This is a genomic window from Bacillota bacterium (genome assembly GCA_013178305.1).
GTDB lineage: Bacteria > Bacillota > Sulfobacillia > JABLXB01 > JABLXB01 > JABLXB01.
In genome coordinates, this window is sequence record JABLXB010000002.1 from 70,783 (window position 1) to 87,014 (window position 16,232).

A 16,232-nucleotide genomic window follows, 5' to 3' on the forward strand; every position below is an offset into this window, starting at 1 on the left:
ACCTGCTGTCAGCCCTGGCTGGCTTCGCCGCCAAGACTCTAGCCATAACGGAGGTAGAACTACGGAAGCTGCTGCACGATCCCTGGGAACTGCTTACCCGTGCCGTACAGCCGGCTCTCTGGCTGCTCGTATTCGGGCAGGTGTTCAACCGGACGCGCGCCATACCGACGGGCTCCCTCAGCTACCTGGAGTTCATGGCCCCCGGGATCCTGGCGCAGAGCGTCCTGTTCGTTGCCATTTTCTACGGGATAATCGTGATCTGGGAGCGTGACCTCGGAATCCTGCACAAGTTCCTCGTGAGTCCCACTCCGCGAGGAGCGCTCGTGCTGGGCAAAGCCCTTTCAGCAGGCGTCAGGGGGGTGTCCCAGGCGGTTATCATCTACACCCTGGCTCTGCTTCTGGGGGTGAAGTTGAACAAGAACGCGTTCGCGCTACTCGGCATGATTATCATGGTGATCCTGGGGTCAGCTTGCTTCTCCACCTTCTCGCTAATCATCGCGTGCCTGGTGAAGACGAGAGAACGCTTCATGGGCATTGGCCAGGTGCTCACAATGCCGCTGTTTTTCGCCAGCAACGCGATATACCCAATTTCGATGATGCCCGGCTGGCTTCAGGTGATTTCTCACGCCAACCCGCTGACCTACGAAGTAGACGCACTGCGGATCCTCATGCTGTCGCCGGGTGCGGGCACGTTTGGCCTGGCCCTGGATTTCGCTGTGGTCACAGCGGTTGCCACCGCGCTCATCGCGATAGCGGCGCGCATCTATCCCACTGTAATCATCTAGAACCCGGGAGGAGCGGGGTCCTCGTGAGCAGGTTCCGCTTGACTCCTCCTTCCAGATGATGTACAATCAGGTTTTGTGAGGATGGGCGAGCGAACTATGTGACACCAAGTCGCCTGTCGAGACTGATCGATACCGTACCGAAGTAACCGTATCGAGGACTATGAGGAGGATACATTGAGGTTTTCTGATTTCGCACTGGACGCGCGGCTGCAGCGGGCCGTTACCGTGGCTGGCTACACCGCACCCACCCCGATCCAGGAGGCGGCCATACCGCTGGGCCTGGAAGGACATGATTTGATCGGCACGGCTCAAACCGGAACCGGCAAGACCGCGGCGTTCGTCTTGCCGGTCCTTCAGTTGTTGCTGACCCGTCCGGTCACCGCCAGGCGCACCCGTGCCCTGGTCGTGACCCCTACTCGCGAACTTGCCGAGCAGATCCACGCCAGCATCCGGATGCTTGCGAGACACACCGGCCTGCGTTCTGCCGTCGTCTACGGCGGCGTCGGCATGCGGCCCCAGGAACAGGCTTTGAGGCAGGGGATTGAGGTGATCGTCGCCTGCCCGGGCCGGCTTCTCGACCACATGGACCGTGGCAACGCGGACCTGAGCGGGGTCGAGGCTCTCGTACTGGACGAGGCCGACAGAATGCTCGACATGGGCTTCCTGCCTTCCGTGAAGCGGATCGTTGCCAAATTGCCGCGAGAACGCCAGACGATGCTGTTTTCGGCAACCTTCGCACCGGAGCTCGAAGAGCTCGCCGCGAAGACCCTTCGAAGCCCCGTGAGGGTAGACATGGGGACAGCCACACCGGCGAAGACGGTGTCACACGCCCTGTACCCGGTGCCACAACACCTGAAGACAGCCCTGCTGCTGAAGCTCCTGGGTGAGACGGATGCCGGCTCCGTGCTGATATTCGCGCGCACGAAGCACAGGGCGGATCGTGTGGCAAGGCAGGTTCGACAGGCAGGCTACACCGCGGCGATCATCCACTCGAACAGGTCGCAGAACCAGCGGCAACAGGCCCTGGACGGTTTCCGTCAAGGGAAGTTCCCGTTGCTCGTTGCCACTGACATTGCGGCACGTGGCCTGGATGTGGTGAGGATCTCCCGCGTTATCAACTACGACATCCCGGACACCGCCGACACGTACATCCACCGCATCGGCCGCACGGGGCGCGCCGAGCGTAATGGCGATGCGCTTACACTGGTCTCGACCGAAGACTCTGCCGTGGTGCGCGACATCGAACGCACCCTGGGGAGACCGATCGAGAAGAAGACCGTAGCCGGTTTCGACTACAGCGCGCCCGTCCCACCGCACGGTGGGCGCAGCCAACCGCCGCAGGCAAGACGCCGGACGAGGCCGTGGAATCGCACAACGGCATGATCGACGTCCGATGTACCCCTGTCTGAGCCAGGCGCGAGCGTACCGGACGGGCACCTCCAATGGGGGTCGGGTCGCAGTATTCGCTGCAATCGTAGCATGGACTGACAGGCACGGCATCGCCCTGCAGACGTGATACGGGGTGTGCATTCCGGCGCAAGTTCCCGTGCAAGCTCCGAGCTCCGGGGCGTTTATCGCTGGCGCAGGAGTGGGACTTCTATCCGGTGATGTGGATGAGCCAGAAAACATGGTCGTCCTCAGACCCCAGGTCCCACGGGACGTGGTAGCGGTCGGCGGTATGGCTGTTGACCACCACCCTTCCGTCGGCATCCCTGCCAGTGACTACGCACACGTGCTTGACTGCGCCGAGCTCTTCGTAGGCTATTATATCGCCGGGTTGAAGCCGCGAGAGGAGCGGCGCGACGGCCGAGTATTTGCCCCGTTTCACCAGTGTGGCGCGGCCGTTATACAACATGTGGCCGACGAACCCGCCCGAGCGTATCCACGCGTCGGTGCCTTCGCCGGCCTCGTAGAACCAGCCGCCGTCCATGGGGAGCCCACCGGCCTCCCGGTCCGCCAACACCTGTGAGGCAAAGTTCGCACAATCGCCCCCGAGGTTGGTGAAATCACGATACCTGGGGTTGTACCTGCCCGTGCTCGTACCCGTTTTCACGCCACAGTACCGGTCCGCGTACTCGACTGCGGCGGTTCTGTTGTACGAGGAACCGCTTGCGGCAACCGGCACCTCATCCGGGTCCGGCGCCGTCGCCGGTTCGATTTCGGCAGGTACTCGCGGTCTTGAGCTGCTCCCTAACGGGTCCCAAAACCAGTCCTTGCGGATCAGCCAGCGCCCGTCCATCCGGACCAGCTCCATCCAATGGACGGTCCGCACACCCATATGGTTGAGAGCCTGACTCTGGCGGCGCCTGTAGGTAAGTACCACATTGTGGCAGATGGATGCCCACGCTTGTTCCCCGCCGGCACCGGCGTCGATGGTCTTGAGCGAGGAATCCACCGACACAACCTCTATTAATCGTTTGGAGAGCCATTCCCGGAAATACCTGACCCTGCCGACTTCGTGTTCGAATGCCCACGTCCCCGAGACTGTTGTGGTATCGTACACGCCTTCCAGGTCCCGGGCGTCACCCGACAAGAGACACCTCAGGCGAATGCCCGCGATCTCGTGCAAGACGGGCTCCAATCCAGGGTGGGGAACGCTGAAAATGGCGGGGGTGTCATGGAAACTGGCGCACAGAGCCACAGCAAGCGTAAGCCCGAACAGGAACCACGCCAGCCTCCGCAACCGCTCCGCCCCCATCAGAACCCATCTGATAGAGATGTCTATTCAGGGCGCGACGGTGAGAAAACCGCACGAGATTTATCCCCGCGGCAGTCCACCTGAACCACCCGATGGGGGCGTCGTAGAAGTACCGGGCGTCTGCCCTCAGCAACGCTGCCAGTTCGAGTAAGCCCGGCGGGGTAGGCCTCGTGCATTTTGCGTTCGAGGTCGGACCTGCAGTCGTGGATCGGGCACAGGTGCTCGCCCTAGAACACCCACTCGAGCTCGACGTCGCCGAGACCCAATCCGCGACTACGACCCAATCAGGCGCCGGGTTGTTGCCGAAGGGCCGGCCCAGCACGAGTTGTTGCGCGGCCGACACCCATGACACCAGCGCCACCAGCACTACGATGACCCACAGCCACCACTGGCGGGGCACCTGCACTTCACGAAAGTCCACCGGCATCTCCGGTATCACCCCCGCCCCAGTTTACACCAATTAGCCTGCCACCGCACAGGGTGAGGTGCTGGGGTCCGGGCTGCGGAATGCCCGCGGCAACATCAGGACCGGGCGACTACTGGCGCCCGGTCTTCTCACTGATGTCCGTCTTGATGTCTTTGTACATTCCGTGCTGGTGAACGCTCTCCAGTTGCGCCTTCTGCGACCTCGCCTCCCTGTTGACAGGCTTGCCCTTGGGCCTGTGCTGGTCTTCCGGCAGGTCATTCGGCCGGATAATCCCGTCGTCCACCCTACCTGTCACGGGGAGACCTCTCTCGCGCGGAACAGATATTGGTGGAAGACATATTCCGCAATCGCGACGAGCACTCCGAACAACACGAGCGACAGGAAGTTGGTCCGGAATGCTGGCAGGAACAGATCGACCAGGTACGCCACCACCGCCGCCAGCACCCCGTCGCCCACGGACGCCACGAGGTTGCCGTACCTGGGCAGGACCATCAGGTCACCGAGAACGTAGTTGACAATAGTCCCCACCACGGCCAGCAGAACGATCTGGTCCAGCGGGTTGAACCCGACCCAGGAGAACGCGATCCAGGCGGCCACGAGCGTCAGCAGGAATCTTACGATGAGGGCCGTCACAGTCCGGCTGAGCTGCACGCGGCATCCCCCCTTTCCTTATACTGTTCGCTAGTCTTTGTACGGGAGATCCGCGATATTCACCGGGCGCGGCGGCGCGCGGCGCGGGTTACAGGCGGTGATCGTACCAGTCAATCATTGACAGTGCCATGGACAGGTTCTCGCGGGGATATCCAACCGGTCGCTCGAAGGAGTTTGCCGGATGCTGCGTGAATCTGGAAAGCGGGAAGGGGTATCCATGCGAAACGGAAAGCATCTGGTCGCCATACTGGTGCGCCACCGGCGGGAGCTCGTTGGCATGATCGCCAGCGGGCTTGAGGACTCGAACCTCACAACCCCCGGCTACAAGAGTTTCCTGGCCAGCAGTAAAGGTAGGCGCAGGCTCAGAAAATATATCGACCTCGTCACCGACGCGTTGCGCGGGAGCCTCGAACCTTTCTGGGACGACCAGAAGGTGATGGGAAAGGCACGGGCGGCCCAGGGCATCGGGCTGGAGGAAGTACACGAGGTCGCGGAGCACGCGAGGATGGCGATATGGGACGTGGTCCTCCGCCGGTATGACGACAGGGGCTCGATCCCCACCGGTGTGATGAAGGAACTTCGTTTCCTCGAATGGCTGCTGGACAGGTCGCGGGCGATTCTCGCCAGGAGCTACATCGAGGCGCGGGAGAACGAGATTATCAAGCAAAGCTCGTACCTCCAGGAAGCATACAGGATGACCCTTTCGGCCTTCTCGTCGATCGAGGTCGCCCCGCTGCTGAAAAGGATAACCCAGACCGTGAGGGACACGTTCCACGCTGTCGACTGCGGCGTCATCTTGACGAAGGGCGCCACCGAACTGTCGGCCGGCGGGAATGCGAGGTTCAAGCCGCTCAGCCACCGCGTCCAGGTCCGGCTGTTGAAGGCGCCCCTGAGCGAGGCCGGCTACGGCAGGGCTCGTGTAATCAGCGCCCAAGCAGGAGCGAGGAAAGCCGAGTCGTGGCTTCTGGTGCCGGTCCGGGCCTACGGAGAAACCCTCGGCCTGCTATACGTAGTGAACCCATCCACCAAGATGGGGATGGATGAGGAGAACTTGCTGAGGGCGTTCGCCTCGGCTCTCGCGGGCGCGGTAGCCAGCGTGAGGCTGTACTCTGAACTCACAGAGAAGCAGAACGTGCTGTCGGCGCTCGCGCGGAACGTGATCCAGGTCCAGGAGGACGAGCGCAAGGTACTCGCCGCCGAATTGCACGATGGGGCAACGCAGGCGCTTGTGGCCGCACTGTATCACCTCGAGGCGTGTAACAATCTCCTGATGCAATCGAAGTCCGGTGAGGCCTCGGGGGAACTGCAGAGGGCGAGGCACCTCGTGACCGGCAGCCTCGAAGAAATGAGGACGATGGTACAGAACCTGAGGCCGCCGGTGATCGACGATCTCGGCCTTCCCGCGGGGATCAGGGCCCTGGCCAAGTCCTTGTTCGATGGGACGGAAACGAAGGTCCGGTTCACTGCTTTCTGCCAGGAGGACCTGCGACTTCCCCCTCACGTCGAGCTCACGCTATACAGGGTCACACAGGAGGCGCTCAACAACGTCAAGCGTCACGCCGTGGCCAGGAACGTGGGTATAGAGCTCCGGGTGGAACCTGGACAGGTCCGCCTCAGCATCCACGACGATGGTGTGGGCTTTGACGCGGGGGAAAGTCCCGGGAGACTGGCGCACTCAAACAGGTTTGGTATGATAGGTATGTCTGAAAGGATCAGGAGGCTCGGCGGGGAGTTCAACATAGCGAGCAGGGTTGGCGCAGGCACCTCGATTTCAGTCGCAGTTCCGCTCATAGATTCGAAGCCGGGGTGAGTACATTGGCGATAAGGGTCGTAATAGTCGATGACCAGGTCATCGTCCGCGAAGGGCTGAGGGCGATGCTCCGGCTCGAGCCAGATATCGAAATAGTGGGGGAGGCTTACGACGGGCCGTCGGCGGTCGAAACGTCCAGGCTGCACAAGCCCGAGGTGGTCCTGTTGGACGTCAAGATGCCGCAGAGCCGCGGGAGCGACTACATAGGCCCGATAAGGGAGGTATCTCCCTCAACGCGGGTGGTCATGCTGACCGCCTACGACGACGAAGAATACGTGCAGCAGGCAATACGCATGGGTGCCGACGGCTACGCCCTGAAGAACCTGTCGGCGGCCGAACTGGTTGACGCGATACGAAGTGTCCACGCGGGGTCCGGTTACATCGACCCCGCGGTCGCGCGCGCGGTTATGGACACGGTGAGTTTCAACACCAACGTTTCGTCCCTGACTGCCCGCGAACAGGAGGTCCTGGCCCTCATCGCCGAGGGCTTAACCAACGTCCAGATCGCGGAGAGACTGTACCTGAGCATCAACACCGTGAAATTCCACGTGGCGCAGATCCTGCGCAAGCTCGGGGTACAGCGGCGAACCGAAGCGGCGGTCGCCGCGCTCAAGCAAGGCTACATCCCAAACAAGACTCAGCCGGATTGACCTGACGGCCGGCGGCATCGGTTGTCCGCACCTCGTGACCGGCCGCGACGAGCATCTCACCCACCCTTACGCACGCGCGGACCGCCACCTCGTCCGCGAGGGAAGCACCCTCCCGGGAGCCATCGAGTATTATCAATCCCAACCTCCCACGCTTAAGGCAACGGTTGGACCACTCGGAACATCTCGGCGTACTCGAGCCCCGACGACTCTCCCGCGGCGTAGTTCTGGTCGACCGCGCCTCGGCCCCCGGTCCGCCCGAACTGGGTGCGGTGAGCGTGTATCGCCGCGAGCTTTCTGTCAACAAGCTGTGTTATATCCACCACCGCGTTTGGCTCAGCGGAACTGAAGAGATAGGCTGTCGCCGGTTTTTCGCGCTTCTCGTGAAGGATGCTCAACACGGCGTGACCCACGGCCTGGTGGTCGGGGTGCACGTACGGGCGCGACGGGGACTCGGCGTCGAACGTCAGCACGATGTCGGGTTTCACCTCGTCCCACACGGCTGCAATGCGTCCCTTCAAGTCGTCCGCGCGGGATACGCCCCTGTCGGGGATCTCAAGGAAAACCGTCCTGGTGTATCCCATGATCCTCGCGGCTTCCTGTTGTTCGCGCCTCCTGATCGCCGCCAGTTCACCCGAGCTCGGCGCGCCCCTGCCGCGTTCGCCGTCGGTTGCCACGATTACGGTGACTTTCGAGCCGGCCGCCACCGTCCTCGCCAGCGTCCCGCCGCAGTACCACTCGGCATCGTCGGGGTGGGCTACCACCGCCAGTACCGACAGTCCGCCGTGTGTGACAGGCTCGCCGAGAGCCCTGGCCAGAGCGGGGTCTTTCGGGGCTGGTCGCCTGCCGGTGAACATGGGCCAGGCAAACCACAGCGCGTAGAGGCACCCGCTCGCGACAGTAACGCTCAGCACGATGGCCAGCGCCCTCCATGCCTGGCGGCCACCCGCCTTGCCCAACCCTCTTATCACCCCGGTGGCAAACCACAGCGACCCCGCCAGGGCCACGCACACGACAGCGACGGCCCCCCATACCATGACCCTCCAGGACACCGGTCGACCCCCTCGGAGCGGTGCATGTTTGCTCCTCACATGATACCATAGGCGTGGCGACAAGACCTTGGGAAAGGGCTGGGGCGGAATGGGTGGTAAACCCCGTGTTGAGGATGTCGTTGCCAGGATCGAGTCCCTTGCGAGGCCGGAGGCGGTCGAGGGCATGGCCCGCTTCGGCACAGCCGGTCGTAAGGTGTACGGGGTTCCCATACCCGACCTGCGTGAGATGGCCCGCGGTCTGAAGCGGGATCACGAGCTTGCCCGGGATCTTTGGGCAGTAGACTCCCGCGAGACGCGCATCCTCGCGGGGATGATCGACGACCCAAAGATGGTTTCTCCAGAGCAGATGGACCAGTGGGTGATGGAGTTCGATAGCGAAGCCGTGCAGTCAAAGCTCCGCGGCAGCCGGTGCGCGGCCAGGCGCCGGACTGAGGCCGAGACGATGGCTTCCGGTTACGCTCTCGCATTCGCGTCGGCTGCTTTCATCGGCCTCAACACGGTGGCGAACAAGGTCATCCTGAGCTCGGGCGTCAGCGACATGGTCGCCGGCGCCTGGACGTACCTGTTTGCCACTTGCCTGTTTATCCCGCTTGCCGCCCGCGCCACTACGCGAGGCGCGCTCGGGTCGCTCCTCAAGAGCGCCGACCGGAGAACGACGCTGCTACTTGCCGCATGGCTCCTCGCGGGTGGCGCCGGCGGACCGATGCTGTACTTCCTCGGCCTCAGCAGGACCAGCGCCATCCACGGCTCGCTGCTCAATAACCTCGAAGCGGCATTCACAGCGCTTCTGGCATTCGGGATGTTTCACGAGGGCATCGGCCCGCGGGGAATCGCGGGGAGCGTCATCGTGCTGGCGGGTTCGGCGTGGCTCTCCTGGCCGGCGGGCGCTGCGGCCGCGGGTGCCGGGGCCGGCGGAGCCACGGTCCTGGGTGACGCCCTGATATCCCTGGGGTTCTTCTGCTGGGCCTTGGAGTGTAACCTGCTGCGCGTAATCGGCCCGCGATTGCCGGTCGTAACCATGCTCGCAGCCAAGACCACGACGGCCATGCTCGTAATGGGCGCCCTCGCCCTGTCTCAAAACGGGTCGCTGGCGATCCCGCGGGGCGTGGTTCCCGTCACCGTGGCGAGTGGCCTCGTCTTCCTCGCACTATCGATACTGTTCGGCTACTCGGCCATCCGCCGGATAGGCGCGGGCCTCACGGGGTTGATCATCACGACCTCCGTCATATTCGGCGTGCTCGGATCGGTCGTATTTCTCGGGGAATCGTTGCACCTGTCGATGCTCGCACCGGGCGCCGCGATAATCCTGGGGCTGGCCGCGCTGGCGACCGACCCGGCGACGGGCGCTAGCCTGCCTCCTCGAACGACCCCTCGCGACGATACTGAGCGATCTTGTTCCTGAGGTTTCTCTCGCTGATGCCGAGGCTCCGCGCCGTGGCGCGCCTGTTCCCGCCGTGCCGTTTCAGTGACTCGATTATGGCTGCGCGCTCGATGTCCGCCAGTCGCTCGTGACGCGTTGTAGCCCTAACGCTGTCGCGCACTTCCGCGTCACCGGACAGCCACTCCGGGAGGTCCGGGGCCGTAATGGTCTGTCCGTCGGCGAGAGCGACCGCCCGCTCGATGATGTTCTCGAGCTCCCGCACGTTGCCAGGGAAACCATAGCGTTCGAGGATCTTGAGCGCCCCACCGTCAATCCCGGTGATCGCTTTGCTAAACCGGTCCCCGTACCGCTTGATAAAGTGCGCTACCAGGAGCGGTATGTCCTCCGCCCTCTCCCTCAGCGCCGGGACGCGTATGTTGATCACATTCAACCTGTAGAACAGGTCCTGCCGGAACCTGCCGGTCTCTACCTCGCGCGACAACTCCTTGTTCGTCGCGGCGATGATGCGGACATCCACCCGCCTCGGCTGCGTGGACCCCAGTGGCGCGAATTCCCTGTTCTGTATCACCCTCAGCAGTTTGGACTGGAGGCCCATGTCCATCTCCCCGATCTCGTCGAGGAATACGGTCCCCCCGTCCGCCATCTCGAAAGACCCCGGTTTTCTCGCGTACGCGCCGGTGAACGCCCCCTTTTCGTGGCCGAACAGCTCGCTCTCGAGGAGGGCGGCGGGTATTGCAGCGCAGTTCACAACCTCGAACCTGGAGCGCGCCCTCCGGCCGCCGAAGTGTAACGCCCGCGCGACGAGTTCCTTCCCCGTCCCGCTCTCGCCGGTGATGAGCACGTTTGCGTCGATATCCCTCACTTTGGTGATCAGACCAAACACCTTCTGCATCGCCTTACTGCTGCCGACAATTCCCGAGGCGTACCTGTCGCTGAGCTCCCCCTCGAGGTACTTTATCCGGCGCTTCATGGCCGCGAACTCCCGGGCCTGTCTGAGCAGGTGCCGCACCTCTTCCATGTCGAGCGGCTTTGTGACGTAATAGTAGGCGCCCGCCCTCATGCATTCCACCGACGAGCGGATGCTACCATAGGCGGTCATGACGATCACCGCGGTGTCCGGGAAATGCGACTTGACTTCGACCAGCACGTCGTAGCCATTTGCCTTGCCCAGTTTGAGGTCGAGCAGGACCAGCCCCACATCGTCCGACTCCATGACGTTAATGGCGCCCGGCTGATCAGAAGCCGTCCTGACGTCGTATTCGTCCTCCAGGGCGAACCTCAAGGACGAGCAAATCGCCTCTTCGTCGTCGATTATCAGCAACACCGGCTGCATATCCGTGCTCCTCTCCGGCGGATACTCACGCAAGTCTCAATCGGACGGTGACCGTCGTGCCGGCGCCCTCAGCGCTCCTGAGCTCGATATCGCCGCCGTTTTCTTTCGTAAGCTCGTACGCTATCCATAACCCGAGGCCGCTGCCCTTCTCCTTCGTTGTGAAGAACGGGTCGAAGACCCTGCCCAGATCCTTCTCGGAAATTCCAGGGCCGTTATCCTCAACCGCTATTACCCCGCGGTTATCGACCGCCGCCCCCGAGACGGCCACACGGCCTCCTCCCTCAGTGGCCTCCACCGCGTTCAACATCAGGTTGATCATTATCTGTTTGAGCTGCCCCTTGTCGGCCCTCACCCGCAGAGTGGGCTGGACGTCCACGCTCACCAACACGCCGGCGCCGTCCGTGCGGGACTTGAACAGCACGAGGATGTCGTCGATGATCTGCCTGACCTCAACGTCCTCCTCAACCGGTCGCCTGGGACGCGAGTACTCGAGAAGGTCCGAGATGATGCGGTTCAACCTGTCGATCTCCGCCGGAACGTGTCTCGTAACCTCGGCCCGGTAGGACTCGTTATCATACTTGGCCGGGAGCATCTCCAGAAACGCCTTGATCGCGGTGAGCGGGTTCCGGATCTCGTGGGCGATCCCCGAAACGAGTTCCCCCAGCGCTTCCATCTTGTCTCGCCGCGCCAGCGTCGCTTGCAGCTGTTTGTTCTCAGTTATGTCGTCGAAGGAAACCAGGGCCCCACCGTGGTTCCCGCCGGCCGCGTACAGTGGCCCGGCGTTGTATCCCAGCACCACTTCCGAGCCGTTTCGTTTCAGCCGGGTCTCCAGGTTCCGGTAGGTCGAGCCCAGGCTCAGGACATCGGCGATCAGGTCCCCGTCGAACATGTGCCGCAAGTAGGTGTCCGTCCACGGCTTCCCCTGGATCTCCGCGCGTTCAACACCCATGAGTTCGAGGGCACGGTTGTTTGTCGCAAGGACCCGGCCATCCTCGGAAATCGCCGCAATGCCCGCGAACGAACTGTTGAGGATCCGGTCCTTCAACGCATCGCTGCGAGCCAGTGCCGCAGTGCGCACGGCCACTTCCTTCCGTAACGTCCTGTTCCACCGGACAACGGCAAGACCTATTACGAGCGCCACCGCGAGCACGCCCTGTAATATCGCAAGAGTACGCTTGAGGCCTGCCGCGGGCGGCTGGATCTCCTCCCCGAACCACTTGGCGTAGATCTTCTCGTACGTGCCCTTCTTCTTGATAGTATCCAGCCCCGCATTGAGCAGGGAGGCCAGTTCGCGGTTGCCTTCTTTGACCGCCACGCAGTAGTCCGCGGGATCGATCGGATTACCGGCGATCTTGAGCTCGGCGGTGCGGCGCCTGCGCTGGGCTACGTACTGGCCGGCGAACCTGTTTCCCACAAAAGCGTCGACAGCCCCCGAAAGGAGAGCGTCCATGGCGGATTCCTGGTTCTCAAACACCACGGTCTCCACCCCGTGGATCTTCTTCACGATCTCGTGCCCGTAATCACCCTCCTGCACCGCCACTTTCAGTCCTGCGAGGCTCTCCAACCCCGAAACCGAGAGGTTGTCAGATTTGACGAATATCCCCTGAGCGCTTCTGAAATAGGGAACACTGAAATCCAGTACCTGATCCCTCTCGCGGCTGTACTTCATCCCCTGAATAGCGTCGACGAAACCCAATTCGAGGGCGTCACGGGCCGAGGCCCACGGCATAGGCACGAGCTCGAGGTCGAGTCCGAGTTCCAGCGCGATGGCCCTCATGATGTCGACGTTGAATCCCTTGTACTCACCGCTTGCCGAGACGAACTCGAACGGCGGGAAGTTGTTGTCCCCGGCCATCCTGACGACACGTGTCCTCGTTTCGACCAGCCGGACCCCCACGACTCCGCCCGTCCCTGTCCCGGGCCCTCCCGGTGAATCGTACTGACCGGGCGCGGCGGCGACAAAGGCTACCGCGTTCAGCCAGAACGTAGCCAGCAGCGCCCCAGCCGGAAGCAGCCGGGAAACGCGTCGCCAGGCAACGGGTCTGGCGTTGGATACCGGCATTGTCCTCACCCCGTGGCATCGACCTTCGATAGAGCGGGGCGGTTCACCTGCCGGGATCCGGCAAAACTTGCCGCCTGTCGTGGTGCGAGCGGCAGGTTTTGCCGCTTGGCCGAATCCTCCGTGAAGACATGGCCTGCTCAGTGCCGATTTCCCCGGGCGTCAGGGGCTGGCATGGAGGTTGCAAGGGTTGTGACCCAGCAAGCCTGGCCGGCCGATAAGCCAGCCGGCACAAGAGCTCGATAAAAGGGGGTTAGCGCTCATGTCAAGGAGGCTCCGACAGGCGGCGTCCGTGCTGGTGGTCGTCGCGGTAGTCCTCTCGTTCTCCGCTTGCTCGGGTCAACAACCTGCGCCAGAGCCCAAGAAGGAGGTGCAACCCGCGCAGCCGGTCCCGCAGCAGCCCCAGCAAGGGGGTAAGAAGTTCATCACGATCGTGACGGGTTCCACCGGCGGAACCTACTACCCTGTTGGGACCATACTCGCCAACCTGTGGAACGAGAAGCTCGGCTCTACCGGGGTTGCTGCGTCCGCGCAGTCATCCGGAGGCACAGTTGAGAACCTCAACATGATCAAGGGCGGCGAAGCCCAGCTCGCCATCGCGATGACGAACCTGTCGCTCTTCAATTTCCAGGGCGCGGAACGATTCCAGGGCAAGGCCAACCCGAAGCTTCGCTTCCTCACAGCGCTCTGGCCCGATGTCACGCAGTTCGTAGTTACCCAGGCATCCGGCATTAACTCGATCAAGGACATCAAGGGCAAGAGGTTCTGCGTCGGCGCGGCTGGAAGCGGCACCGAATACAGCACCAGGATGATCCTGAAGGTGATCGGCGGCCTGACGTTCGACGACATCAGGAAGGAGCACCTCGGCTACTTCGAGTCCTCCCAGGCCATGCAGAACGGCCAGATGGACGGCATGAACGCCGAAGGCGGCGTCCCCACGTCGGCCGTCTCGGAGATATTCGCGTCGGCTACAAGGGTGAAACTCCTGGAGTTTTCCGACGATGACTACAAGAAGCTGTCGAAGGAAGTCCCGTTCTACGTACAGCATGTGATTCCAGCCAACACGTACAAGGGCCAGGACAGGGACGTCAAGACGCTCGGCGTGAAATGCGCCATTGTGGGCAACTCCGACCTCCCCGAGGACCTGGTCTACAACCTGGTCAAGACCATGTATGAGAACCTCGCCTCGACCAAGACCGCTCACAAAGCGCTCGAGTACCTAACGCTGGAGAAGGCGGTCCAGGGGTTACCCCCTGTCCCCCTGCACAAGGGCGCTCTGAAGTACTTCAAGGAGAAGGGGCTCAAGGTCCCGGACGACCTGGTCCCGCCCGAAGCCAAGTAGGCCGCCGGACAGGTTCTTGACGGGGCGCGCGCCAACGCCACGCGCCCCGTTCTCCTCGTGGAGGGGGGTTAACATGAAAACCGGGTGGTTCAGCAGGTTCCAGATGAAGATGGCCGAACCGGCCGTGCAGCGAACTCTCGAAGGCTGGCAACTGAGGTTCGTCGTCGTGCTCGCCGTGGTGGCGTCACTGATCCACATATGGATGAACAGCTTCTCACTGATGATCGCGATAAAGCGGAACGCCATTCACCTGGCATTGATGCTCTCGCTGACCTTTCTGCTCTACCCCGGCGGCAAACGCTCGAGCCTGAAGGGGTTTTCCGCCCTGGACGCGGTGCTTGCCGTCCTGTCTGCCGCGGTCGGCCTGTACCTCTACTTCGTCTACGACTCGGTCGTTGAGAGGGCCCTCGTACTCGATCCCTTCGACTATGTGGTGGCGCTCATCGCGGTCCTGCTCGTCCTCGAGGGCGCGAGGCGGGCGATCGGCGGTATTCTACCCGTGCTGGCAATCGTGTTCCTGCTTTATGCGAAGTACGGCTACCTTCTCAGCGGGCCGTTCGCGCACCGCGGTTTCACCTGGGCACGTATACTCAACCGGATGTATTACACAGACGAGGGCCTGTTCGGCGTGACCCTGATGGTCTCGTCCTCATACGTGTTCATGTTCATCGTGTTCGGGGCGTTCCTCAGCAAGACCGGGACCGCCAAGTTCTTCAACGACTTTGCGCTGTCATTCGCGGGGCGGCTGAGGGGCGGGCCGGCGCAGGTAGCGGTGTTCGCCAGCGCGATAATGGGCACTATCAGCGGGAGCGCGCAAGCCAACGTGGTCACCACGGGGACATTCACGATACCGTTGATGAAGAGCATCGGCTACAAGCCGTACTTCGCCGGCGCCGTCGAGGCGGTCGCCTCCACCGGGGGAATTCTCATGCCGCCGATTATGGGTGCTGCGGCATTCATGATGGCGAGTTTCCTCGGCATACCGTACCTGCGCGTAATGATGGCGGGCTTCATCCCCGCGTTGTTCTACTATTTCGCCGTGTTCCTCATGGTCGACCGGGAGGCTGCCAAATTGGGCCTCAAAGGCCTGCCGCGCGAGCGACTCCCCGAGCTGCGGAAGGTCCTGGCGGAAGGCTGGCACCTGATGCTACCGATCGTCGTCATCGTGGTGCTACTCGTCCGTGGGCTGACGCCGCTCTACGCGGCGTTCTTCGGCCTCATCGCGACTATCGTGGGGAGCTACCTGAAACCCCAGACGAGACTAACACTGCCGAAGCTGATCGAGGCCCTGGACGAGGGGGCGCGCGCCGCGATTGGGGTCGGGACGTCATGCGCGGTAGTCGGTTTCATTGTGGGTGTAGTGGCAATGACAGGGCTCGGGCAGGTCATCGCCCTGAACATCATGCAGCTGGCGATGGGCAGGCTGTGGCTTGCGCTCGTCCTGGTCATGCTGGCATCCATGTGCCTTGGTATGGGTCTCCCGGCGGAGGCGTGCTATATCATAACAGCCAGCGTGGCCGCACCTGCGCTGGTCAGGATGGGAGTACTGCCGCTCGCGGCGCACTTCTTCGTCTTCTACTACGGGACGCTGTCGTGCGTCATCCCACCAGTAGCTCTCACCTCATATACAGCCGCGGGGATCGCGAAGGCCAACCCCACTCAGGTGGCGCTTACCGGCCTAAAGCTGGCGATGGCTGGGCTGATAATCCCGTACCTGTTCGTTTACCAGCCGATCTTGCTGATGGAGTCCGTCGACATCGGCCACCTCGCGTGGGCCGTGGTTTCCGGTACGCTTGGGGTGTTCTGCCTGGCCATAGCCGCGCAGCGATACTTCCACGAACCGGTGACCAGGCTCGAGCAGATGGCCATGTTCGGCGCAGCGATATGCCTGATCGACCCGGGCCTGGTGACCGACGCCATCGGCGCGGTGCTTCTCGTGATCGGCTTCGGCGCGCATTTAATAAGGACGAGAAGGCGCAAGGCGGCGGCATTGCGCTGTGGTACCTGCAGGTAGAACAGTTCTCCAACAGTCAAGTACTGGACCTGG

The 16,232-nt window shown here is 62.6% G+C and carries 13 protein-coding genes; 7 read left to right on the forward strand and 6 right to left on the reverse strand.

Annotated features, from left to right (window positions below; all coding sequences use genetic code 11):
• Positions 1 to 14: 14 nt before the first annotated feature.
• Positions 15 to 785 carry an ABC transporter permease gene (locus HPY55_05725; GenBank protein ID NPV70129.1) on the forward strand — a complete coding sequence of 257 codons (771 nt, stop codon included), beginning with the start codon at positions 15 to 17 and terminating at the stop codon, positions 783 to 785.
• A gap of 174 nt (positions 786 to 959) precedes the next feature.
• A complete protein-coding gene (locus tag HPY55_05730; GenBank protein ID NPV70130.1) occupies positions 960 to 2,168 on the forward strand; it encodes a DEAD/DEAH box helicase in 1,209 nt (402 codons plus the stop codon).
• 214 nt (positions 2,169 to 2,382) lie between these two features.
• Here HPY55_05730 and HPY55_05735 read toward each other — a convergent pair whose 3' ends face one another.
• The 3 genes from HPY55_05735 to HPY55_05745 all read right to left on the reverse strand — a co-directional run bounded on the left by HPY55_05735 (position 2,383) and on the right by HPY55_05745 (position 4,561).
• On the reverse strand, positions 2,383 to 3,468 hold the full coding sequence (locus HPY55_05735; protein ID NPV70131.1) for an amidase domain-containing protein: 1,086 nt from the start codon (positions 3,466 to 3,468) through the stop codon (positions 2,383 to 2,385).
• 551 nt (positions 3,469 to 4,019) lie between these two features.
• Positions 4,020 to 4,205: a hypothetical protein gene (locus HPY55_05740; protein ID NPV70132.1), complete on the reverse strand. Its 186-nt coding sequence runs from the start codon at positions 4,203 to 4,205 to the stop codon at positions 4,020 to 4,022.
• Positions 4,202 to 4,561, reverse strand: coding sequence for a DUF2512 family protein (locus HPY55_05745; protein NPV70133.1), 360 nt, complete (start codon positions 4,559 to 4,561; stop codon positions 4,202 to 4,204). The genes HPY55_05740 and HPY55_05745 overlap by 4 nt, the downstream gene beginning before the upstream one ends.
• 181 nt (positions 4,562 to 4,742) lie before the next feature.
• Here HPY55_05745 and HPY55_05750 point away from each other — a divergent pair, with 181 nt between their 5' ends.
• A complete protein-coding gene (locus tag HPY55_05750; protein NPV70134.1) occupies positions 4,743 to 6,371 on the forward strand; it encodes a GAF domain-containing sensor histidine kinase in 1,629 nt (542 codons plus the stop codon).
• A 5-nt stretch (positions 6,372 to 6,376) separates the two neighbouring features.
• A complete protein-coding gene (locus HPY55_05755; GenBank protein NPV70135.1) occupies positions 6,377 to 7,021 on the forward strand; it encodes a response regulator transcription factor in 645 nt (214 codons plus the stop codon).
• Between the two features lie 152 nt (positions 7,022 to 7,173).
• Here the strand turns inward: HPY55_05755 and HPY55_05760 are convergent, their stop codons facing one another.
• Positions 7,174 to 8,070 (reverse strand): PIG-L family deacetylase, encoded by an 897-nt coding sequence (locus HPY55_05760; GenBank protein NPV70136.1) that lies wholly within the window; start codon positions 8,068 to 8,070, stop codon positions 7,174 to 7,176.
• Positions 8,071 to 8,137: 67 nt separating this feature from the next.
• Here HPY55_05760 and HPY55_05765 point away from each other — a divergent pair, with 67 nt between their 5' ends.
• A complete protein-coding gene (locus HPY55_05765; protein NPV70137.1) occupies positions 8,138 to 9,472 on the forward strand; it encodes an EamA family transporter in 1,335 nt (444 codons plus the stop codon).
• Here HPY55_05765 and HPY55_05770 read toward each other — a convergent pair.
• The gene (locus tag HPY55_05770; GenBank protein ID NPV70138.1) at positions 9,417 to 10,784 is read right to left on the reverse strand and encodes a sigma-54-dependent Fis family transcriptional regulator; all 1,368 of its coding nucleotides are present in this window, start codon (positions 10,782 to 10,784) and stop codon (positions 9,417 to 9,419) included. The two genes, HPY55_05765 and HPY55_05770, sit on opposite strands and share 56 nt — an antisense overlap.
• 25 nt (positions 10,785 to 10,809) lie before the next feature.
• Positions 10,810 to 12,846 (reverse strand): transporter substrate-binding domain-containing protein, encoded by a 2,037-nt coding sequence (locus tag HPY55_05775; GenBank protein ID NPV70139.1) that lies wholly within the window; start codon positions 12,844 to 12,846, stop codon positions 10,810 to 10,812.
• Between the two features lie 259 nt (positions 12,847 to 13,105).
• Here HPY55_05775 and HPY55_05780 point away from each other — a divergent pair, with 259 nt between their 5' ends.
• Both HPY55_05780 and HPY55_05785 read left to right on the forward strand, forming a co-directional pair.
• Positions 13,106 to 14,185 (forward strand): TAXI family TRAP transporter solute-binding subunit, encoded by a 1,080-nt coding sequence (locus HPY55_05780; GenBank protein NPV70140.1) that lies wholly within the window; start codon positions 13,106 to 13,108, stop codon positions 14,183 to 14,185.
• Between the two features lie 73 nt (positions 14,186 to 14,258).
• On the forward strand, positions 14,259 to 16,199 hold the full coding sequence (locus tag HPY55_05785) for a TRAP transporter permease (GenBank protein NPV70141.1): 1,941 nt from the start codon (positions 14,259 to 14,261) through the stop codon (positions 16,197 to 16,199).
• The last annotated feature ends 33 nt before the right edge of the window (positions 16,200 to 16,232 follow it).